17 protein-coding genes are annotated in these 21,320 nt (G+C 71.7%); 5 read left to right on the top strand and 12 right to left on the bottom strand.

Annotation, left to right across the window (positions count from 1 at the left end; genetic code table 11):
• Positions 1-13 precede the first annotated feature (13 nt).
• Positions 14-157: a hypothetical protein gene (locus tag ACZ4Z3_RS27395; protein ID WP_468503508.1), complete on the bottom strand. Its 144-nt coding sequence runs from the start codon at positions 155-157 to the stop codon at positions 14-16.
• Between the two features lie 536 nt (positions 158-693).
• Here ACZ4Z3_RS27395 and ACZ4Z3_RS27390 point away from each other — a divergent pair.
• On the top strand, positions 694-1,476 hold the full coding sequence (locus tag ACZ4Z3_RS27390; protein ID WP_468503507.1) for an alpha/beta fold hydrolase: 783 nt from the start codon (positions 694-696) through the stop codon (positions 1,474-1,476).
• 58 nt (positions 1,477-1,534) lie between these two features.
• Here ACZ4Z3_RS27390 and ACZ4Z3_RS27385 read toward each other — a convergent pair whose 3' ends face one another.
• The 3 genes from ACZ4Z3_RS27385 to ACZ4Z3_RS27375 form a co-directional block, all read right to left on the bottom strand.
• A complete protein-coding gene (locus ACZ4Z3_RS27385; RefSeq protein ID WP_468503506.1) occupies positions 1,535-2,323 on the bottom strand; it encodes a hypothetical protein in 789 nt (262 codons plus the stop codon).
• Between the two features lie 131 nt (positions 2,324-2,454).
• Positions 2,455-3,342, bottom strand: coding sequence for a Gfo/Idh/MocA family protein (locus tag ACZ4Z3_RS27380; RefSeq protein WP_468503505.1), 888 nt, complete (start codon positions 3,340-3,342; stop codon positions 2,455-2,457).
• An 84-nt stretch (positions 3,343-3,426) separates the two neighbouring features.
• Complete coding sequence (locus ACZ4Z3_RS27375; RefSeq protein ID WP_468503504.1) at positions 3,427-6,192, bottom strand: SpoIIE family protein phosphatase; 2,766 nt, start codon at positions 6,190-6,192, stop codon at positions 3,427-3,429.
• A gap of 237 nt (positions 6,193-6,429) precedes the next feature.
• On the opposite strand from ACZ4Z3_RS27375, the gene ACZ4Z3_RS27370 reads away from it, so the two are divergent.
• A complete protein-coding gene (locus tag ACZ4Z3_RS27370; RefSeq protein ID WP_468503503.1) occupies positions 6,430-8,652 on the top strand; it encodes a DUF1996 domain-containing protein in 2,223 nt (740 codons plus the stop codon).
• Positions 8,653-9,098: 446 nt separating this feature from the next.
• Positions 9,099-10,688 (top strand): hypothetical protein, encoded by a 1,590-nt coding sequence (locus ACZ4Z3_RS27365; protein ID WP_468503502.1) that lies wholly within the window; start codon positions 9,099-9,101, stop codon positions 10,686-10,688.
• Positions 10,689-10,737: 49 nt separating this feature from the next.
• On the opposite strand, the gene ACZ4Z3_RS27360 is transcribed toward ACZ4Z3_RS27365, so the two are convergent.
• On the bottom strand, positions 10,738-11,202 hold the full coding sequence (locus ACZ4Z3_RS27360; protein ID WP_468503501.1) for an SRPBCC family protein: 465 nt from the start codon (positions 11,200-11,202) through the stop codon (positions 10,738-10,740).
• Between the two features lie 97 nt (positions 11,203-11,299).
• On the opposite strand from ACZ4Z3_RS27360, the gene ACZ4Z3_RS27355 reads away from it, so the two are divergent.
• A complete protein-coding gene (locus ACZ4Z3_RS27355) occupies positions 11,300-12,256 on the top strand; it encodes a hypothetical protein (RefSeq protein ID WP_468503500.1) in 957 nt (318 codons plus the stop codon).
• 72 nt (positions 12,257-12,328) lie between these two features.
• Here the strand turns inward: ACZ4Z3_RS27355 and ACZ4Z3_RS27350 are convergent, their stop codons facing one another.
• On the bottom strand, positions 12,329-12,694 hold the full coding sequence (locus ACZ4Z3_RS27350) for a cupin domain-containing protein (RefSeq protein WP_055541631.1): 366 nt from the start codon (positions 12,692-12,694) through the stop codon (positions 12,329-12,331).
• A gap of 143 nt (positions 12,695-12,837) precedes the next feature.
• On the opposite strand from ACZ4Z3_RS27350, the gene ACZ4Z3_RS27345 reads away from it, so the two are divergent.
• The gene (locus ACZ4Z3_RS27345) at positions 12,838-15,144 is read left to right on the top strand and encodes an MMPL family transporter (RefSeq protein WP_468503499.1); all 2,307 of its coding nucleotides are present in this window, start codon (positions 12,838-12,840) and stop codon (positions 15,142-15,144) included.
• A gap of 31 nt (positions 15,145-15,175) precedes the next feature.
• On the opposite strand, the gene ACZ4Z3_RS27340 is transcribed toward ACZ4Z3_RS27345, so the two are convergent.
• The 6 genes from ACZ4Z3_RS27340 to ACZ4Z3_RS27315 all read right to left on the bottom strand — a co-directional run.
• Complete coding sequence (locus ACZ4Z3_RS27340; protein ID WP_468503498.1) at positions 15,176-17,455, bottom strand: M4 family metallopeptidase; 2,280 nt, start codon at positions 17,453-17,455, stop codon at positions 15,176-15,178.
• Between the two features lie 316 nt (positions 17,456-17,771).
• Positions 17,772-18,503, bottom strand: a complete 732-nt coding sequence (locus tag ACZ4Z3_RS27335; protein WP_468503497.1) for a FadR/GntR family transcriptional regulator — start codon at positions 18,501-18,503, stop codon at positions 17,772-17,774.
• A complete protein-coding gene (locus ACZ4Z3_RS27330) occupies positions 18,478-19,524 on the bottom strand; it encodes an aldo/keto reductase (RefSeq protein WP_468503496.1) in 1,047 nt (348 codons plus the stop codon). The genes ACZ4Z3_RS27335 and ACZ4Z3_RS27330 overlap by 26 nt, the downstream gene beginning before the upstream one ends.
• A gap of 43 nt (positions 19,525-19,567) precedes the next feature.
• The gene (locus ACZ4Z3_RS27325; protein WP_468503495.1) at positions 19,568-20,605 is read right to left on the bottom strand and encodes a PfkB family carbohydrate kinase; all 1,038 of its coding nucleotides are present in this window, start codon (positions 20,603-20,605) and stop codon (positions 19,568-19,570) included.
• Positions 20,602-21,234, bottom strand: a complete 633-nt coding sequence (locus tag ACZ4Z3_RS27320; RefSeq protein ID WP_468503494.1) for a bifunctional 4-hydroxy-2-oxoglutarate aldolase/2-dehydro-3-deoxy-phosphogluconate aldolase — start codon at positions 21,232-21,234, stop codon at positions 20,602-20,604. The genes ACZ4Z3_RS27325 and ACZ4Z3_RS27320 overlap by 4 nt, the downstream gene beginning before the upstream one ends.
• A partial coding sequence (locus ACZ4Z3_RS27315; RefSeq protein ID WP_319667028.1) for an SDR family oxidoreductase occupies positions 21,231-21,320 on the bottom strand: 90 nt, incomplete at its 5' end. The genes ACZ4Z3_RS27315 and ACZ4Z3_RS27320, both read right to left, overlap by 4 nt.

Genomic DNA, 21,320 nt, shown 5'->3' with positions numbered 1-21,320 from the left:
CCGTTCCCCCTGTTCAGTGCGGGAAGGCACGCGGTCGGCGCTGCCGGGGCGGTTCGTCCCGGAACCGCTCGACGACGGAGCCGATCTGCCGGGTGAGGACGGTCTTCCCCAGCCGGTCGAGATACGGGTTGCGGCGGCCGAGGCCGACCGCGTCCACACAGAAGTCGCGTCCACACAGAAGTACAGGGCCGTCAGCGGATCGGCGAACAGTTCGCTGTCAAGGGTCCGCGCGGTGAAGCGGACGTCCCCGAAGTCGCCAAGTAGTCGCGCGGGAGGCGGTGTCGGGCCCGATGGCGGCGACGTCCTGCTCCACCCGGACGTCCAGGTCGAGGCCGAAGAGATCGGCGAACGAGAGGGTGGCGAGGTGGACCTCCTTGCCCGCCGAGCGCGGGGCGAGGGTCGGCGGCGGACCGGCGTAGACGTCGAAACCGCCGCCGCGCCGGCGCTGAGGACACGCCGGGCGTCGCGCGGGCGGGTGAAGGGTGCGCGGTCGTGGAGGGAGAACGCCGGGGGAAGCCGGCAGGGCCACCAACCCCGGGGCCCGGGATTTACCGGCGGCCGGTCACGGCGGTCGGCGGCCGGATGGCGGCGGTGAACCCCGGACCTCGGAATTCCCCCGCGAACGACGGTGACGAAGGGCCGCACCTCCGGTTACCGTACCGGGCAGTAACCGGAGCGCATCCAGGAGGCACCATGCCGCAGCTCGAAGTCGCCGGAGCGAGCCTGACGTACGACGACGAGGGCCCCCGCGACGGCGAGGGGGTGCCCCTGGTGTTCATCCACGGCTGGACGGCGAACCGCCACCGCTGGGACCACCAGCTCGCCCACTTCTCCGAGAAGCGCCGGGTGATCCGGCTCGACCTGCGCGGGCACGGCGACAGCACCGGCGCCGGGGTGCGTACCATCGCGGAACTCGCCGACGACGTCCTCGCGCTCCTCGACCACCTGGACGTCGAGCGGTTCGTCCTCGTCGGCCACTCCATGGGCGGAATGATCTCCCAGACCATCGCCCTCGCCCATCCCGACCGCGTGGAGCGCCTGGTGCTGGTCAACTCCATCAGCAGGATGACCTACAGCCGCGGCCGGGGCCTGCTCATGGCCGTCTCGACGAGGGTGCCGTTCAAGCTGTTCGTGGCCGCCAACATCCAGCGCGCCTTCGCCCCCGGCTACCCGCGCGAGGAGATCCGCGAGTACATCCGCGCATCCTCGGCGACCCCGCGCGAGGTCGTCATGACCCTGTACGGCGCCATGCGCGCCTTCGACGTCCTGGACCGGCTCGGCGAGATCCGCGTCCCCACCCTCCTCGTCCACGGCTACCACGACATCCAGCTGCCCGTCTCCCAGATGCTGCGCATGGCGAAGGCCTACCCGGACGCCGAGGTGCGCATCCTGGACGCCGGCCACGAGCTCCCCGTCGAGAAGCCGGCCGAACTGACCGCCACGCTGGACCGCTTCCTCACCGGCGCCCGCGTCTGACACAGCACCTCGCCGTCCGCACCCCGGGCGGCGAGGCCCGCCACACATGCGGCCGGGCTCAGAGGGCCGGACGGGACGGCGACGGCCTCCGGCCCAGCAGGCCGCCGAGCGACCGCAGCCACCGCAGTACGGCACCGACCACGGCCCTCGTCCTCGACAGCCGGCCGATGTCCTCGGCGAGGGACAGCGCCGCCCCCGTCCACGCGAAGCCGAAGGACCACACCGACAGCCACTCGCACAGGTAGAGGGGCGTGACCGGCCAGTCTTCGCCGACCCCGGTGGCGGCCGCCACGCCCGCGAACGCCATGAAGAGGAGGATCAGCACACCGGCCACCAGATAGGGCCGCCGGACGTACGACCGGTCCTTGATGCCGGGCGCCCAGTACATCAGCAGGCAGAACCCGGCCATCGAGGTCAACAGCCCGACGGCGAACACCAGATGGAACACCGAGACCGTCAGCTGTCCGGAGTCCGCTCCGGAACCGGGTGCCGTCGGGAAGAGGGCGACACCGAGTGCGCAGCACCCGGCGACCGTCCCCATCACATCGTTCATCCGGTTGAAGCGGTAGATGATCAGGAAGGTTCCGAGGGCGCAGAGACTGCCGACGAAGACGTCCCGGGTACTCGTGTGGTACGCGCCGCTCATCGAACCGGGCCACACGTCGTCCCCGGTACGGCCGTCGAGCAGCGCGGCGATCGCGTTGCCGAGCGGCAGCGCCAGGGGCAGCAGGACACCGATGATCCCGACCCCCAGGCGCAGCCGCATGACCGTGCGCGCGTCCTGATCCCGCTGTGCTGTCGCCGCCCTGTCCCGCAGGGTCACGGTGACGGTTCCGTCCGTGCTCACCGAGCACCTCCTCACCGAAACGCGCCAGGCGAAGGTGTGCCCGAGACGCCCGCCCCCGGACGATGACCGGAAGTCGTCGAACATAAACCCGAACGCGGTCGGTGAGTGAGGCTCCCTCAGGTGAGGTTCCCTCAGGGGGCCAACCGCCCCTCGGCGGCGGCCAGTACCTCCGTCACCCGCAGACCGAACGCCGCGTCGCACGGATGCGGCCGGCCGCCACGCGCCGCGGCCAGCAGGGCGTCACCGGCCCGCACCAGAGCCGGTACGACACCCCCCTCGTCCGACGGCGGCAGGACGGTCGTCCCGGCCCGGCCCCGGAACTCGGCGGTCGCCCCCGACGCCGCGGGTGGCGCGGACAGACTGAGCGTCACCGTGCTCGAAGCCCCACCGGTGTGGGCGAGGACGAGATGGACCGTGTCCTTCGTCCCGCGCACGGCGGTGACCTCCTCCACGTCCCCGAGCACGGGCAGCAGCACCGACAGGGCGTGCGGGCCCACGTCCCACAGGGCGCCCTTCTCCCGCCGCCACGGCGACGCCGCGAACGGGCTGTCGCTGTCGCCGTCGAACAGCGAGCCCAGCCACTCCGCGCGGCCCGTGAACCAGCCGCCGATACCGGCCTGTTCGGTGATCCACGCCTCGATCGCGGTCTGGAAGCGGGCGGTGAAGAAGACCACCGAGGCCACCTGGGCCCGCTCGACGGCCTCGACGACGGCCCGCCCCTCGGCGACGTCCGTGGCGAGCGGCTTGTCGAGCAGCAGATGACAGCCCGCCCGCGCGGCCCGCACCGCCAGCGGCGCCTGGACCGATGGCGGCAGGGCGACGGCGACCGCGTCCACATCGGCGAACAGCGCGTCCACGTCCTCGTACACCGGCAGCGCGCCGTGCCGGTCGGCGAGCGCCTTGGCCGCCTCGGGGCGCCGGCCCCACACCCCGGCGAAGTCCAGCTCCGTGTGCGCGCTCAGCGCGGGGGCGTACGCCATCTCCGCCCACGGGCCTGTTCCGAGCAGTCCGATACGCATGCCGTTGTCTCTCCTCGACGCGATGTGATCCGTGCCCCCGACCGCCCGGTGCCCCGGAGCGTTCAGGCCGGTGCTCCGGAGCGTTCAGGGCAGTGCCTGCTCGGTCCAGATGGTCTTGCCGGTGGGGGAGTAGCGGGTGCCCCAGCGCTGGGTGAGCTGGGCGATCAGATAGAGGCCGCGTCCGCCCTCGTCGGTCGTCGCCGCGTACCGCAGGTGCGGGGAGGTGTGACTGCCGTCCGTGACCTCGCAGATCAGGTTGCGGTCGTGGATCAGCCGGACGCGGATGGGGCCGCTGCCGTACCGGATGGCGTTGGTGACCAGTTCGCTGAGGATCAGCTCCGTGGTGAACACCAGGTCGTCCAGCCCCCATTCGGCGAGCTTCCGCGTGGCGTCCGCGCGGCACCGGCCGACGGCCGCCGGCTCGGCGGGCACCTCCCACTCGACGACCCGGCCGGTGTCCAGTGCCCGCGTCCGGGCGACGATCAGCGCGATGTCGTCGCTCGCCCGGCTGGGCGGCAGCGCGTCGAGCACGGCCCGGCACGTGCCCTGCGGGGAGGTGTCGGCGCCGGTCAGCGCGGTGCGCAGCAGCTCCAGGCCGTCGTCGATGTCCCGGCCCCGGTCCTCGACCAGCCCGTCGGTGTACAGCACCAGCCGGCTGCCCTCGGCGAGGTCCAGCTCGGCCGTCTCGAACGGCAGACCGCCGAGCCCGAGCGGGGGACCGGCCGGTACGTCCGGGAATTCGACGCGGCCGTCGGGCCGGGCCACCGCGAGCGGCGGGTGACCGGCCCGGGCGACGGTGCAGCACCGCGACACCGGGTCGTAGATCGCGTACAGACAGGTGGCGCCGGTGATCGGGGCCGAGCCGTCCTCCGCCTCGTCCTGGTCGATGCGGCTGACCATCTCGTCGAGCAGCCCGAGGATTTCGTCGGGCGGCAGGTCCAGCGCGGAGAAGTTGTGCACGGCGGTCCGCAGCCGCCCCATCGTGGCCGCCGCGTGCAGCCCGTGCCCGACGACGTCACCGACGACGACCGCGACCCGGCTGCCCGACAGCGGCAGCACGTCGAACCAGTCGCCGCCCACCCCGGCCTGCGCGGGCAGATACCGGTAGGCGACCTCCAGCGCGCTCTGCTCGGGCAGGCTGCGCGGCAATAGGCTCCGCTGCAACGTCACGGCCATGGTGTGTTCGCGGGTGTAGCGCCGCGCGTTGTCGATCGAGACCGCCGCCCGGGCGACGAGCTCCTCGGCGAGGGCCAGCTCCTCCTGGTCGAACGGCTCCGGCTTCTGCGAGCGCCAGAAGTTGGCGACGCCCATCACCAGGTGGCCCACGCGCAGCGGCACGGTGATCAGCGAGTGGATGCCGTACTCGACGACCTGCGCCGACCGCTCCAGGTCCTGTGCCTGCCAGCCGGGCGACCTGCTGAGGTCGGCCTCCAGGATCGATCGGCCGCTCTGGATGCTGAGGGCCTGCGGGGAGGACGCGACCAGGTCGATCTTCTCTCCCACCTTGTACAGGGGCGCGTCCTTGCGGATCCCGCTGAGCGCCGTGCGCCGCAGGGTGGTGACCGTCTCCGGTTCCTCACCACTGAGGGCCTCGGGGGCCAGGTCCACCGTCACGAAGTCCGCGAACCGGGGGACGGCCACCTCGGCCAGCTCCTCGGCGGTACGGGTCACGTCCAGGCTGGTGCCGACGCCCACCCCGGCGTCGTACAGCAGCTTCAGTCGGCCCCGCGCGGACTCCGCCCGGCCCGACAGGGCGCGCAGCTCGGTGGAGTCCCGGAGCGTGGCGACACTGCCCGTCGGCCCGCCCTGGAGATCGGTGGGCCGCTGGTTGACCGCGAGCAGCCGGTCGCCCACCAGATGCACCTCGTCGTTGGCGATCCGACCCGAGGCCAGCAGATCCGCCATGGGCGCCTCCAGGCCCAGGGCCGAGACGTCCTGCCCCTCCGCGTTCTCCGGCAGTCCCAGCAGGCGGTGCGCCTCGTCGTTGGCGAGGAGCAGCCGGCCCCCGTCGCCGACGATCATGACGCCCTCCCGCACGGCGTGCAGCACGGCGTCGTGGTGCTCGTACATGCGGGTCATCTCGGAGGGGCCGAGGCCATGGGTCTGCCGCAGCAGCCGCTTGCTGACCAGCGCCGTGCCCGCCGTGGCGAGGGCGAGCGCGGCGGCCGCGGCGGCCAGCACGAGCGGCAGCTGCTGCTCGGCGACCCCGCCCACCTTCTCCGTGGTGATCCCGGCCGAGACCAGGCCCACGACCTTCCCGTCCGGGTCCTTGACCGGCACGACGGCCTGGACGAGCGGCCCGAGGGTCCCCGTGATCTCCTCCGTGAAGGAATCGCCGTCCAGCGCCGGTTCCAGGGTGCCGACGAACTGCTTGCCGATACGGTCCGGCTTCGGATGGGTGTAGCGGATCCCGTCGGTGTTCATCACGACGATGAAGTCCACCCCGGACTGGATCCGGGCGGCCTCCGCCCTCGGCTGGAGCACCGCCGTCGGATCGCCGGAACTCAGCGCCTCCCGGGTGCCCGGGGCGTTGGCGAACGTCTCGGCGACGGCGAGCGAACGGTTCTTGGCTTCCTTGGTGCTGTCGTGCCGTACCTGGAGGACCAGCGCCACCACGGCCGACACGACCAGCACCAGCACGATCACGACCTGCAGCAGGAACACCTGCCCGGCGACACTGCGCCCGCTCAGCGCCGACCGCAGCCCCGCGAGAGGCCGCCAGCGGGGTCCCTGCCCGTCGGCGGCGGATCCGTGCGGTACGCGCCGGGCGCCGTCGTCCCGGCCCTGCTCGCGCTGACCATGGGGGCGGCGGGTCGACTGAGCACGGGATCGACCCAGGAGACGGACCATGTGCCCATGTCTACACTGCCCCGCGCCCGGAGGCGAGAGGGGGTCACGCACTGTGACAGGAGGTGCCGCCGCCCGTACGGCCGGGAAGGCGCCCCATGGGGCCCCGAACGCCTCCGCCACGCCGATTCCCATGAGTTTCCTGTGAATCCGTGAGTCGCTTGAACACCCTGGCCTCCGGCTCCGTATAAGGCCGGGGTTTTATATGCCCGGACCGACCACGACGTTGTAGGAGTCACCGTGGGACGCACCACAAGGCGCAGACGCCCGACAGGAGCACGGCGCGCGACCTCCGCCGCGATCGCGCTGATCTTGGGCGGAGGCGGGCTCGTGGCCGCGAACGTCTACGCGTCGGCCACCGAGGACGGCGGTGGCGAGGAGTCCGGCCAGTGGGCCAACTCCGCTGCCGCGACGATCGACTGCCCGGATGTCGGCAGTGAGCTGACCGACGTGCCCGAGGGTGCGCGGGGGGAGGTGGACAACGAACTCGCCGCGCTCGACCGGCAGATAGCCGAGGCCTACCAGCGGCTGCAGAACTCCGCGCAGGCCCAGCAGCAGGACGGCGGGTTCGCGGAGAACGCCATCATGAACCCGCTGAAGGAGAAGCGGGCCGCGACGATCGAGCGCATCGCGATCGCCCTCGACCGCGTCGGTGACCGCCCCGAGGGGCTCGACTCGCTCGCCTCGTGCACGTTGCGTGAGACCGGCAACGACAACGGGGGCGACCAGAACGGCGACGGCGCCGGCCAGGACCAGGACGACCAGCAGGGTCAGGACGGTCAGCAGGGACAGCAGGGTCAGCAGGGTCAGCAGGGCAACGGTGGTCAGGCCGGCAACGGTCCGGTGGCCGCGGACTTCGCCGACATCACCTCCGTGCAGCCGGGCGACCAGGGCCGGGTCCAGGGGCAGAACGCCTCCCGCGGCTCCTTCACCACCGCCTGCGGGGTGAACGCGAACGGTGTGTTCAACTCGGACAACGTCATCGTCGCCCCCGGCGTCAGCAACGGCGCCCACCACTTCCACGACTACGTCGGCAACCAGGCCAACAACGCCTTCGCCAGCGACGAGGAACTCGCGGCCGCCGAGACCAGCTGCGAGAACCAGGACGACAAGTCGTCCTACTTCTGGCCGGTGCTGCGTCTGCAGAACGGCACCGTCGAGCAGGACGCCAACTCGCCCGGCGGCGGCATCGAGGGCAACGCCGGTGAGATCGTGACCCCCAAGCAGGTCACCATGACCTTCGTGGGCAGCCCGCGGGGCGAGGTCGCCGAGATGCCGCGGCTGCTGCGCATCATCACCGGTGACGCCAAGGCGTTCGTCAACGGCCCGGCCAACGCCAACGCCTCGTGGAGCTGCACCGGGTTCGAGGACCGGCAGCTGAAGGACAAGTACCCGCTCTGCCCCGACGGCAGCGACGTCGTGCGCACCTTCAAGTTCCAGAGCTGCTGGGACGGCCGCAACATCGACAGCGCCAACCACCGCACGCACGTGGCCTTCGCCGCCGCCGACGGCAGCTGCCCCGGTGGTTTCCGGGCCATTCCGCAGCTCGTCCAGCGCATCGTCTACGACGTCGACGCGCCGAGCCTCCAGGACGGCGGCCGTACGACCCCGCTGTTCGCGGTGGACTCCTTCCCCGAGCAGGTCCACAAGCCGATCACCGACCACGGCGACTTCATCAACGTCTTCGACGAGGGCCTGATGCGCGAGATGGTCGACTGCATCAACGAGGGCCGCGAGTGCGACGCGGCGGACCTCGGCGGCGACCAGGGCAATGGCGGCGGTGACCAGGGTCAGGATCAGGAGCAGCCTGGCGGTGACCAGGGTCAGGATCAGGAGCAGCCTGGCGGTGACCAGGGCGACGGCGGCGACCAGAACCAGGACGGTGGCCAGGACCAGGGTCAGGAGCAGCCGGGCGACCAGGACGGCCAGGACCAGGACCAGGACCAGGGCCAGGAGCGGCCGGGCGACCAGGACGGCCATAACCAGGACCAGAACCAGGGCCAGGAGCGGCCGGGCGACCAGGACGGCCATAACCAGGACCAGAACCAGGGCCAGGACAAGGGGCAGGGCAAGGGGCAGGAGGGTCAGAACCAGGGCGAGGACGGGGACGCGGGCGAGCCCACGGACAAGGCCGACACGCCCAAGACCTTCGCCTCGCCCAAGGCGACCCAGCGCGGGCGTGACAAGGACGCCGGGCAGGACGCCGGGCAGAGCGGGGACGACGGCAAGGACGACGGCAAGGACGACGGGGCCGCCGACCAGACCCCGGCCGGGAACATCCCCTCGGCGGCGGGCGCGGGCCAGGCCGGCTCCCAGAGTTCCGAGGGATCCACGGGCTCCCAGTCGGCCGCGGGCGACCTCGCCGACACCGGTGCCGAGATGTGGCCGGCCGCACTCGGTGGTGTCCTCGCGCTCTGCGGTGTCGTCCTGCTGCGCCGTGTGCGGCGCGGAGCGATCCGCTGAAGCCGCGGAGCCGCTGACGTACCGCCACCCCTCCGCCATCCGGACACAGTCCCCAAGTCGGGCGGAGGGGTGGGCCCGGCGGCCGCCGCCGGGCGACACGGGCGGCGGCAGCCATGCAGCCGCGGTCCCGGCCCCATGCGGGCCCTCATGTCCTGCGGCGCCCTTCTGACCTGCGCGGCGGCGACCGTGGCCGTCGTCCACGGGGCCCCCGGCCAGGTGCCCGACCCCGTGGCGACTCCGCTCGGCGGCCCGCTCCCGGAACCCTCCGGCAGGCCACCGGGCTGACGGGGTCGCGACGGGCGATCACCCCGGAGCGTTGCCCGCCGGTGGTCACGAAAGGTCATCGATCTTCGCCGAGCGACCGGAATCGGCTGTCGCGCCATCTGGTTTCAGCCGTACACTGACAATTCGTAGGCATGCGGGTGTAGTTGACGGGGGGATCCGACATGTCCGGAGACCAGTACGGGCCATACGGAACGAGAGACCAGGACGGCTGGAGCCACAGCTATGTGGTGCCACCGATGCCGTCCGCGCCGCCGCCCGGCCCGGCCGACCCCTGGCGCGCCATCGGTGTGGGGCTGCTGAACCTCAGTGGTCTCGGCCTCGGTTACGCCCTCGTGCGCCGGCCCCTGCTGACGCTGCTGTGCTGGGTGGCCACCGGCATCCTGCTCTTCACGGTGCTGCCGGCCGACCCCGACGGCGTGTCCGGCACGACCCTCGTCGTCTACGGCCTGTTCGTCGTCCTCACCGCCGTCCACGGCGCCATGGTCGGCCTGCGCAACCGGCTGGTGTGGCCCGCGCGGTCCCCGCTCGCGATCGCGCTCGGCGTCCTGCTCCTCGGTGTCCCCGTCGCCGGCTCCCTGCTGTACGAGAGCGCGCGGGACGAGGCCACCGAGCAGATGCTCCTGGACCGCCTCGACACCGCCGACGACCTCGTGCGCAAGGCCTCCGGCGAGTCCTTCAGCACCACCCAGTCCGAGTACCGCAGGGCCCTGAGCGCCTACGACGACCTCAGCACCGACCACCCCGACTCGCGGGCGGCCGAGAAGGTCCCGGACCGGCTGAAGACGTTCTACACGACGGTCGGCGCGCCCTACGAGGAGCAGGAGTACTGCGACGCGATCGCCCCGCTCGAGTACCTGCGCACGGTCCCGCAGACCCTGAGCAAGAAGGACGTCGGCTCGCTGGCCACCTGGCCCGATGACCGGCTCGCGACGTCCCTGTACGAGTGCGCCTCCGGCACCCTCGCGAGCGGCACGGGCGACTGGACCGACCACTTCCGCGACCTGCTGAACGAGTTCCCCGACTCCGAGCAGGCGGCGAAGGTCGAGCCCGACGTCAAGAGGGCCGTCGACAAGGCGATCAAGGCCGTCGGCGGCGACGACCCGTGCAACGCCGTGCAGCAGCTGGAGTCCCTCAGCCTCCAGGTCAAGGGCCTGCCCGGCGAGAAGGCGGGCATCGACAAGGCCCTCGCCGACGACGCCGCCCGCGCCGACCGGTCCGCCTCCACCGGCGTCTACACCTGCGGCGTGTCCCAGTACGAGGACGGCGAGTTCGCCGACGCGGTGACCTCGATGAACGACTTCGTCAAGGCCAACAAGAAGCACAAGAACGCACCCCGAGCGAAGAAGATCGCGATCGCCGCCGAGATCGCGCAGGAGGTGCCGGCGGCGGGCAAGAAGCTGCCCACGACCCGTACGGGCGGCAGCATCACCGTCACGGTCAAGAACGACAGCCCCGACGAGATCCAGGTCATGTACACCGGCCCGGTCACCGGCACCTTCACCCTGAAGGGCTGCGGCGGCTGCACCAGCTACGACTGGAGCCGCACCCTCGACCGCAACTTCAAGCCGTGCAGCGGCGGCAAGAAGTACCCGCAGCGCACGATCACCCTCCCGGTCGGCACCACGTACTTCCTGCACAAGCCGAAGGGCGGCACCTCCTCCAGCCCCGCCTCGGACACCGCCAAGCTGCAGTCCGGCTACATCTACACCGAGTGCGCCTACGTGACCACGGGTCTCGGCATCAACTCGTGAGACGACGAGCGCGGTCGGGCGGCGGACCGGACGGCCGGCAGGGGCGGACTCAGCCCCTGCGGCCCTCCAGCCACCCGGCCACGTCGTCGAGGTCCTTCGCGACGGCCCTGCGCACCGCACGGGCACCGACCCCGCCGAGCACCTTGGCCAGCAGACCGGAGAGGGCACCGGTCGGCACCGCCGTGAACGTCATCCGGATGGTCGTCGACGCGGGGCCGTCGGGCCGCAGCTCCCATTCGGAGACGTAGTGGGAACCATGGGACTCGGCCTCCACCACATAGCGCTCGGGCGGTTCGCTCACGGTCACGCCCATCTCCTCGGTGGCGTTCTTGCCGAACATGCGGCGGGTCTCCCGCCACCGCGTGCCCACCCCGAACACCCCGCCGGTGAGGACCTCCACCCTGACGACGCCGCTCAGCATCCGCTCCATGCGGGCGAGGTCCGTCAGGGCCTCCCACACCCGCCCCTGGGAGGCGGCGACACGCCGCTCCACGACGACACTCGCGCTGGTCATGATTCCCATGAAAGCACCGGGCCCGGACAACCGCCCCAGGACGACGCCCGGCGCCCCCGTCCGGAGCACCCCCTACCCCCGAAATGAGGAGAAGCCGATGACCGAACGTCCCGAGGGTGCCCCGGCCCAGCCCCAGCCGCAGGACCAGCCGTCCGCGACCCCGCCCGGCTCGCCCGGGCAGCCCGGTCCCACGCACCCCGCGCAGCCCCAGCCGGCCGCTCAGCCGCAGACGCCGACCCAGGCCCAGCTCCCGGCGTCGCCGAGCGCCTACCCGTACCCCAACCCCCAGTCGCCCGCCGGATTCGGCCCCCCGGCCGCCTCCCTGCCCACGCAGCACAACCCCTACGGGCAGCCGCAGCCCGGCGGCTACCCGCCCGCCGGCTACCCCACGGCCCCCGCCGTCCCCGGATCGGGCGGCGCCGGACGCGCCGTGCTCTGGGCCGTGCTGGGCGCGGTGCTGGCCTCCGCCGCGTGGGCCGGAGGCGTCTTCCTCCTCGGCCGCGACGACGAGGCTGACCTGCGCGGTTACGAGGCCAAGTCCGAGCTCTGCCGGGAGGTGGAGCACTCCTCGTTCGACGACGAGTACCCGGAGGAGGACTCGAGCCCCGTGAACCAGTCCCTGGAGCACGAGGCCCTCGACCAGAGCTACTGCAGCCTCTCCCTGAAGAAGTCCTCGACCTCCACCCTCTCCGACGCCTACTTCTCCGTGGAACTGGAACTGCACAAGAAGACCGACCCCGGCCCCGAGTTCACCGCCCGCTGGGCCGAGTACGACCAGCGCTACGACGACTACGAGGTGGAGAAGATCAGCGGCTTCGGCGACGAGGCGTACCTGGTCACGGAGGACACCACCTCCGGGGGCGACAGCGGCAGCCGCTCCGCCACGCTCGCGGTGCGCGACGGCTGGGTGACGTACGAGATGAGCTGGAGCGCGTACGCGTCGTCCTACGACGACGACGCGGCCAGTCTTCCGGAGGTGGCGGAGGTCACCGACTGGCTCAAGACCGACACCACCGCGACGCTGGAGAACCTCAAGGAGATCGACGGGGTGTAGCGCGAACGGCGGAGCACGGCGGAGGCGGGGGCGCGAACGCCCCCGCCTCCTTCCCTCTCACCCTCACCCGGTTCAGTCACCGGCGGCCTTGGCGTAGTCCTTGGCCATCTGCCCGGCGAAGTCGTAGACGACGCACTGCTCGTCGCCGACGACCCACGCGTCGTGGCCCGGCGGACACACGAAGACATCGCCCGGTCCCAGCTCGCCCTCACCGCCGTCGTCCATGCGGATGTGCATGCGCCCCTGCGCGATGTAGCCGTTGTGGTGGACCTCGCAGCTGTCCGTGCCCGCGATCGGTGCGACCGACTCCGACCAGCGCCATCCCGGTTCGAAGACACCCACGGCGAAGTCGAGCCCCGTGAGGTGGACGGCTTCGAGGTGCCCCCGCGGGAAGTCCCGGCGTTCGTCCGGCTTCTCGACCGTCTTGATCTCCAGCATGGCGGCTCCTTCCGTTCCGTCCCACCTCCCCATCGTCCGCCCGTCAAGCCGGTGCCGCCATCCGGGGGACCGGCGGCGCAGGAGATGCCGGGGTGCCGTGAGGACCGTCTAATGAGGGTCGGAGATCGTCCCCAGGGAGAAAGATGAGCGCACGGCGTTCCCGCGGCAAGGGCGGCGGCAGGAGCGGCACCGGAGGGCTGCGCGCACTCGGCGAATGGTGCGCCCGGCACTTCGTGATCGTGATCGTCACCTGGCTGGTGGTGCTGGCGGCTCTCCAGGTCCTCAACCGCTCGTTCGGCGGCGACTACTCGGACAACTTCACCCTGCCCGGCGTGCAGTCCCAGAAGGGCCTGGACGTCCTGAAGGCACACGATCCGCAGGTCGGCGGCTACAGCAGCCAGATCGTCGTCCACGACAAGGACAAGCCGCTGACCCAGCTCGGCTCCCAGATGTCCGAGACGGTCGACGACCTGCAGAAGCTGTCACACGTGCTGTCGGCGCAGAACCCGCTCACCACGGCCTCCTCCCAGTCGTCGGACCAGTCCGGCCAGTCCAGCCAGTCCGACCAGTCGAAGCAGCCGAACGTCGGCCCGCTGTCCTCCGACCAGAAGACCGCGTACATCACCATCCGCTTCGACGTACAGCCGTCCACCCTCCAGGACAGCTACCTCCACGGCGTCGACGACGCGGTGCAGCCGCTGCGGTCGGCGGGCGCCGAGGTCGAGTACGGCGGTCCGCTCGGCGAGCTGGCCCGGCCCGCCGCCGACGACCGGGTCAGCGAACTCATCGGCTTCGGAGTGGCGATCGTCGTCCTGCTGATCGGCTTCGGCAGTGTCATCGCGGCCGGTCTGCCCCTGGTGACCGCGCTGCTCAGCGTGATCGGCGGTCTGGCCTGCCTCGGTCTGCTGGCCGCCGCGTTCGCCTTCGCCACCGTCTCCCCGACCCTGGCCACCATGATCGGTATCGGCGTCGGTATCGACTACGCCCTGTTCCTGATCACCCGTCACCGGCAGGCCCTCATGGACGGCGCCGACCCGGTGCGGGCCGCCGGCCGGGCCGCCTCAACCAGCGGGCACGCCGTCCTCGTCTCCGGCTGCACGGTGATCGTCGCCCTCGGCGGGCTGTACGCGTCCGGGGTGAGCTTCATCGGCAAGCTGGGGCTCGCCGCCGCGACGACCGTCGTCTCCGCGATCGCCGGAGCCCTCACCCTGCTCCCGGCCCTGCTCGGTCTCATCGGCCGACGCATCGACCGCTACCACGTGCGCCGTCCCGTCGCGGAGACCGGCGTCCAGGAGGGCGAGGAGATCACCGGGACCTGGCACCGCTACGCGCAGCGCGTGGAGCACCACCCGTGGTGGTTCCTGTCGGCCGGTGTGGTGACCGTGGCGATCCTCGCGATCCCCGTCTTCTCCATGCAGCTCGGCCACATCGGTGACGGCGCCGACCCCACCTCCTTCACCGACCGGCGCGCCTACGACCTGATGACGGACGCCTTCGGGCCCGGCTCCAACGGGCCCCTCACGATCGTCGTCGACCAGACGTCCGTCCCGTCCTCCGACCGGCAGTCCCTGCAGAGCACCGTGCAGAAGGACCTCGACGACGTGAAGGGCGCGTACGCGGTCACCCCGCTGACCCCCACACAGGACGGGGACGTCCTGGTCGGCACGGTCTACTCCACTCAGTCCCCGCAGAACGCCGACACCACGGACCTGGTGAACCGCCTCGTCGACGACACCCTGCCCGGCGCGGTCTCCGGTACCAAGGCCGAGGGCTATGTCACCGGCACCACCGCGTCCCAGGTCGACTTCCGCGACATCGTGGCGAGTCGGCTGGCCGTCATCATCGCCGTGGTCGTCGCCCTCGCCTTCCTGATCATCCTCGCCGTCTTCCGCGGTCCGCTCGTCGCGCTGAAGGCCGCGGTCCTCAACGTCCTGTCCATCGGCGCCTCGTACGGGGTGGTCGTCGCCGTCTTCCAGTGGGGCTGGGGCGGCCCGGCACTCGGCGTCAACGGCAAGGTCCCCATCGAGAGCTACGTCCCGATGATGATGTTCGCCATCATCTTCGGCCTCAGCATGGACTACGAGATCTTCCTCCTCTCCCGTGTCCACGAGGCCTGGCAGCGCACCGGGGACGCCCGCGCCTCCGTCGCCCACGCCCTGGAGATCACCGCGCGCGTCATCACCTGTGCCGCGCTCATCATGGTCAGCGTGTTCGCCGCGTTCATCGTGAGCGACAACATCGTGGTGAAGATGCTCGGCCTCGGCCTCGCCGTGAGCGTCCTGATCGACGCGACGGTGGTCCGCCTGCTGATGGTCCCCGCGGTGATGACCCTGCTCGGCAGCCACGCCTGGTGGACCCCGCGGTGGCTGGACCGCGTGCTGCCGCACATCGACGCGGAGGGGGAGACGGCGGAGCGGCCGGCCCCAGTGAAGCAGGGACCGACCGCCTGACCGGTCTGTCGCAGAGCGAGGTGTCGCTCTGTCAGAAGGTCAGCTTCCAGCTGTTGATGTAACCGGTGTCGAGGCTCGCCACGTCCTGGACGCGCAGCTTCCAGGTGCCCGCGGCGGTCTCCGCGGACGCGTCCACCGTGTACGTCTCGACCACGTTGTCCGCCGAGTCGGAGGACGCGGAGTTCTTCAGCCGGTACGCCGTGCCGTCCGGGGCGACGAGGTCGATGACCAGGTCACCGCGCCAGGTGTGGACGATGTTCACGTCCACGGTGAGCGGGTTGGACGCGGCCCCCGCCCGGTTGACGTTGATCGGTGACTCGACGGTGGAGTTGTCGGGGATCTGGTAGTCGGCGGTGTTCTCGAAGACCGACTGGTTGCCCTCCTCGTCCACCCGCCAGGCGAAGCTCGCCGTACCGGTCTCCCCGGCGGCGTCCGTCACCGTGATGGTCGGCGTCGAGTTGCCGGCCGTGGTCGGCGTACCCGAGATCCGGCCCGTGGAGGCGTCGATGGACAGCCCGTCCGGCAGACCGGTCGCCGCGTACGACAGGGCGCCGGGGTTGGTGGAGGACGCCTGGACGTCCAGCGTGACGGCCTGACCGACCAGGGAGTACTGGGCCGCCGGCGGGACGACGGTCACACCGTCGAGGATCCGGGCACCGACGTTGATCGCGGCCCAGGCGTTGGCGGTGTTGTTGTAGGTCACCGAGCCGAGCCCGTACAGGTCGGCGGCGGCCTGCAGGGTGGCGGTGCGGGCACCCGCGTAGTTGGTCGTGGACGTCATGTACGTGGTCAGCGCCCGGAACCAGATCTTCTCGGCGGCCTCGCGGCCTATCGGCGTCACCGGCAGGTTGTCGAACGTCGGGGAGTCGTAGGAGACCCCGTTGACGACCTTGGCGCCGCTGCCCTCGGAGGCCAGGTAGAACCAGTGGTTGGCCGGACCGGAGGAGTAGTGGACGTCGATGGAGCCGAGCGAGGAGGACCAGTAGTCGCGCGAGGCGCCGTCCTTGCTGGGCTTGTCCATGTACCGCAGCGGCGTGCCGTTGCCGTTGATGTTGATCTTCTCGCCGACCAGGTAGTCCCCGACGTCCTCGGGGTTGCCGGCGGCGAACTCGACGGCGGCGGCGAAGATGTCGGAGGTCGCCTCGTTCAACCCGCCGGACTCACCGCTGTAGTTGAGGTTGGCGGTGACCGAGGTGAGACCGTGCGTCATCTCGTGCGCGGCCACGTCGATCGAGGTGAGCGGGTTGGCGTTGCCCGACCCGTCGCCGTACGTCATGCAGAAGCAGGCGTCCTGCCAGAACGCGTTGACGTAGTTGTTGCCGTAGTGCACGCGGCTGTACGGGGCGACACCGTCGTTGCGCAGCCCGTTCCTGCCGTGCACGTTCTTGTAGTAGTCCCAGGTCAGCGCCGCGCCGTAGTGGGCGTCCGCGCCGGCCGTCTCCAGGTTGCCGGTGGTCCCGTCGCCCCAGATGTCGTCGGAGCCGCTGAACAGGGTGCCGGTGCCGGACGAGCCGCGGTTGAGGTTGTACGTGCGGTGGTTGCCCCGGTCGGCGTCGGTCAGCGAGTACGACGAGCCGGACTGGCTCGTGCCGAGGGTGACCGTGCCGCTGTAGCGGGTGTTGCCCGTGCCGGTGTGCACACCCTCGTACTCGAACAGCTTCTTGCCGGTCTGCGCGTCGGTGATGACGTGCAGCTCGCTCGGGGTGTCGTCGTGCTGGAACCCGCTGACGACGGTCTCGTAGGCGAGGGTGGGCGTGCCCTTCGCGGCCCAGACGACCTTGCGGACGCTGTCCGCCTCGGTCTTGGCCGAGCCCTCGTCCTTGGCCGCCTTGAGCGCCTGCTTCTCCGCCGTGGCCCTGCTGACCGCGGCGCTGAGGTCCGACACCTTCAGCCGCGGCTTGTAGGAGCGGGTGACGCTCTCGACCGCGCCGGACTTCGAGGCGTGGACGACGAGGTCGCCGCCGAGGACGGGAAGTCCGGCGTAGGTGCGCTCGTAGCGGGTGTGCAGGGTGCCGTCGGCGTCCTTGACGACGTCACGGACCCGCAGCTCCTCCTTGCCGCCCAGGTCGAGGCGGTCGGCGGTGCTGTCCGTGGCCTTCTCGGCCTTGCGGATGAGGGTCTCGCGCTGAGCGGGGCTCAGCTTCGCGGGCAGGGACCCGCGGTCGGGCTTGGCGGCCACGGGACGGGCGGTGCCTTCGCCGCCGTCACCGCGGGCGCTGGCCGAGCCGCCCGGTACCGCCACCGCGAGCATCGCTGCCGCGACGACGAGCGTGGCCATGGCCGTGGTACGTCTGTGGGGGGTGGATCTCACGCGAACTCCTTTGCTGCGGCCGACGTTGGACGAACGGCCGTACGAAGGACCCGGTGCACGGATGGGGCGCCGGGTGGTGCAGGGAGAGCTGCGTTGCGGGTGCGCGTGCTCCGTCGTGAGACGGAGTGGGCACAGAGTGACAGACGTGAGCCGCTTATGTCAGGGGCATATCAAGTCTTTGGCCGGAAACTGTTCGATTATCGAGTGGTCGTCGACGGGCTGACCACGGCGGACCCGGAGTCGGCCCACGCGGCGTTCGAGGAGCGGACGGTGCGACCCTGAGTGCCGACGGTGCGCCCCCGAGGGTCCGACAGCGTCAGTGGTGGACGGGAGGCGCCTGCGGGCCGTCCTCCAGGGAGTCGGCGTTCCTGAGGTGGTCGCGCAGCCACTGCTCGGTGTGGTTCACATGCATCAGCGCGGCGGCGTGACTGAGGACGGCGTCACGCGACGACAGGGCGTCGAAGATCGCCTCGTGCTCCGCGAGGGTGCGCCCCGAGGCCTGGTCGTCCACCAGGCCGCGCCAGATACGGGCGCGCAGCGTACGGCCCGAGATGCCCTCCAGCAGGGTGAGCAGCGTCTCGTTGCCCGTGGCCGTGACGACGGCACGGTGGAACGCGGCGTCGTGCGCGTTCAGCTGCTCGACGTCGTCGCGCGCCCCGCGCATGGCGTCCAGATGCCGCTTCACCTCCGCCAGTTGCTCGTCGGTGATCCGGGTGGCGGCGAGGGAGGTGGCGACCGGTTCGAGGAGCCGGCGCACTTCCATCAGGTCCAGCAACGCCACCGTGTCGCCCTGCAGCAGCTCCACCGCGCCACCGAGACCTTCGAGCAGCAGGCTGGGCTGGAGGCTGGTCACATAGGTGCCGTCGCCCCGCCGCACCTCCAGGACACGGGCGACGGCGAGCGCCTTGACGGCCTCGCGCGCCAGGTTGCGCGACAGGCCCAGCTGCGCGGCCAGCTCAGGTTCCGGCGGGAGCTTGGAGCCCGGCGGCAGCGCGCCGGTGCGGATCAGCTCGCGGATCTGCTCAATGGCCCGGTCCGTCAGAGACAACGCCCACCCCTTCCGTCTCCGGAGTGTGCTCCGCGCTGTTCCGCGTGGGTACGTCCGGTCTGATCAGCCCCCTGGTACGAAGGTCGTCCCAGAGGTCTTCGGGCACCCCCCGACGGTACAGGTCCACATTCCGCCTGACCTGCTGCTCGTTCCTCATTCCCAGGGTGACGTTGATGATACTGGGATGGCTGAAGGGGAAGGCGATCGCTGCGGCGGGCAGGGTCGTCCCGTGGCGTTCACAGACCTCGGCGATCTCCCGCGCCCGGTCGACGAGGTGCGGCGGGGCGTCCGCGTAGTCGTACTTCATGCCGGGGGCCGGGCGGTCCCGTGACAGCAGACCCGAGTTGAACACGCCGACGGCGACCACGCTCCTGCCGTGGTCGACGGCGGCGGGCAGGACGTCGTCGAGGGCGGACTGGTCGAGGAGCGTGTAGCGGCCGGCGAGCATCACCACGTCGGCGGCGGTCTCGCGCAGGAAGCGGGCGAGCATGGCCGACTGGTTCATACCGGCGCCGATCGCTCCGACGACTCCCTGGTCGCGCAGGTCGGCGAGGGCGGGCATGGCCTCCTCGGCGGCCTGGCGCCAGTGGTCGTCGGGGTCGTGGAGGTAGACGATGTCGAGCCGGTCGAGGCCGGTCCGCTCCAGGGTGGCGTCGATGGAGCGCAGGACGCCGTCGCGGCTGAAGTCCCACTCGCGGCGCAGGTCGTCCCGGACGACGAACCCCTCGGTGTCGACACCCCGCGGCCGCTCGTTGGGCACGAGGAGGCGGCCGACCTTGGAGGAGACGACGTACCGCTCGCGGGGCAGGTCCCGCAGAGCGGCGCCCAGGCGCCGCTCGGACAGTCCGAGCCCGTAGTGGGGCGCGGTGTCGAAGTAGCGGAGGCCCGCGTCCAGGGCGGTCTCGACGGCGGCCGCCGCGTCCTGGACCGGCGTGACCCGGTAGAGGTTGCCGATGACGGAGGCACCGAAGCCCAGCTCGGTGACCTCGACGGAGGTGTTCGCGATCTTGCGGTTGCGCACGACGTGCTCCTGGGGCGGGGTTGCGGAGGGGACGGGGCGCCGGTCAGCGCCGGACGGCGGCCGAGCCACCGGCCACGAGCGCCTCGACCTCCGCGAGCGACGCCATGGAGACGTCGCCCGGTGTGGTCATGGCGAGCGCCCCGTGCGCCGTGCCGTAGGCGAGGGCGCGCTTGAGGCCGGTACCGGTGAGCAGCCCGTGGATGAGACCGGCGGCGAACGCGTCGCCGGAGCCGATGCGGTCCAGGACCTGCAGTCCGGGGAGGTCGGGGCCCGCGAGGAAACCGTCCGACGGCGACCAGGCCGCCGAGGACCAGTCGTTCACGCCCGCAGACGGCACCGCGCGCAGCGTCGTCGCCAGCACCCGCGCCGACGGCAGCAGGCCGGCGACCTCGGCGAGCGCGTCGGGCACCTCGTCCCGGCCGACCCGCACCGCTCCCGGATACGGTCCGGCCAGGCCGAGGGCGCCCACTACGACGTCGGCGTGCCGGGCGAGCCGCAGGTCGACCTCGCGGGCCCGGTCGGCACCGCCTCGGCCGGCCCAGAGGCTCGGGCGGTAGTTGGGGTCGTAGGAGACGGTGACGCCGTGGCGGCGGGCGGCGGCCATGGCCTCGTCGGCGACGTCGACGGTGGTGTCGGACAGGCCGGCGAAGATGCCCCCGGTGTGGAACCAGCGGGTCCCGGGCGCGAACAGCGTGTCCCAGTCGATGTCGCCCTTGCGCAGCTGGGAGACGGCGGTGTGCGCGCGGTCGCTGACGCCGAGGGCGCCGCGGATGCCGTAGCCGCGCTCGACGAAGTTCAGGCCGTTGCGGGCGGTGCGGCCGATGCCGTCGTCGGGCACCCAGCGGATCAGCGAGGTGTCGACGCCGCCCTGGAGGATCAGGTCCTCGACGAGCCGGCCCACCGCGTTGTCGGCGAGGGCGGTGACGACGGCCGTACGCAGTCCGAAGCAGCGGCGCAGTCCGCGTACGACGTTGTACTCGCCGCCGCCCTCCCACACCTGGAAGGTGCGGGTGGTGCGGATGCGCCCCTCACCAGGGTCGAAGCGGAGCATCACCTCACCCAGGGCCAGCACGTCGATCACCGGGCACTCCTCTCCACGGCCTCGGCGGTCAGTCGGCGGATCCCGGCGAAGTCGCCGCGCTCCAGATGGCCCGGCGTGGCCATCCAACTGCCGCCGACGGCGAGGACCGCCGGATGGGCGAGATAGCCGGGCATCCGGTCGAGGCCGATGCCGCCGGTCGGCACGAAACGCGCCCTGGCGAAGGGTGCGGCCAGCGCCCGCAGCAGTGCGCCTCCGCCGAGCGGCTCCGCGGGGAAGAGCTTGACGGTGTCGAGGCCCGCCGCGAGGGCGCGCATCAGCTCGGTCGCGGTGGCGATGCCCGGCACGACGGGCACCCCCAGCTCGCGGCAGCGCGCGACGACGTCCCCGTCGTAGCCGGGGGAGACGACGAAGCGTGCGCCCGCCGCCACCGCCCGTTCCGCCTGCTCGGCGGTGAGCACGGTCCCGGCACCGACGACCAGGCCACCGTGCGCGGCCATGGTCTTCAGGACCTGCGCGGCGTCCGGCGTGCGGAAGGTGACCTCCGCGCACCGCGCGCCGCCCGCGGCGAGCGCGTCGGCGAGCGGGGCGGCCGTGCCGGGGTCGGGCACGGTCAGCACCGGAAGGATGCGGCAGCCGTCGAGCACGCCCGCGAGGTCGGTGCCGGTCATCGGCCGAGCCATCCGCCGTCGACGGGCAGGGTGGTGCCGTGGATGTAGGCGGCGGCGTCGGAGGCGAGGAAGACGGTGGCGCCGGC

This window comes from Streptomyces sp. NPDC030296 (assembly GCF_055572815.1).
This window is presented reverse-complemented; position numbering and strand designations above follow the sequence as displayed.

Bases quoted from the DNA above. Each gene is read 5' to 3' on its own strand.
- ACZ4Z3_RS27390 (WP_468503507.1), top strand. From the start codon at position 694: ATGCCGCAGCTCGAAGTCGCCGGAGCGAGCCTGACGTACGACGACGAG.
- ACZ4Z3_RS27380 (WP_468503505.1), bottom strand. From the start codon at position 3,342: ATGCGTATCGGACTGCTCGGAACAGGCCCGTGGGCGGAGATGGCGTAC.
- ACZ4Z3_RS27375 (WP_468503504.1), bottom strand. From the start codon at position 6,192: ATGGTCCGTCTCCTGGGTCGATCCCGTGCTCAGTCGACCCGCCGCCCC.
- ACZ4Z3_RS27365 (WP_468503502.1), top strand. From the start codon at position 9,099: ATGTCCGGAGACCAGTACGGGCCATACGGAACGAGAGACCAGGACGGC.
- ACZ4Z3_RS27360 (WP_468503501.1), bottom strand. From the start codon at position 11,202: ATGACCAGCGCGAGTGTCGTCGTGGAGCGGCGTGTCGCCGCCTCCCAG.
- ACZ4Z3_RS27355 (WP_468503500.1), top strand. From the start codon at position 11,300: ATGACCGAACGTCCCGAGGGTGCCCCGGCCCAGCCCCAGCCGCAGGAC.
- ACZ4Z3_RS27350 (WP_055541631.1), bottom strand. From the start codon at position 12,694: ATGCTGGAGATCAAGACGGTCGAGAAGCCGGACGAACGCCGGGACTTC.
- ACZ4Z3_RS27345 (WP_468503499.1), top strand. From the start codon at position 12,838: ATGAGCGCACGGCGTTCCCGCGGCAAGGGCGGCGGCAGGAGCGGCACC.
- ACZ4Z3_RS27320 (WP_468503494.1), bottom strand. From the start codon at position 21,234: ATGACCGGCACCGACCTCGCGGGCGTGCTCGACGGCTGCCGCATCCTT.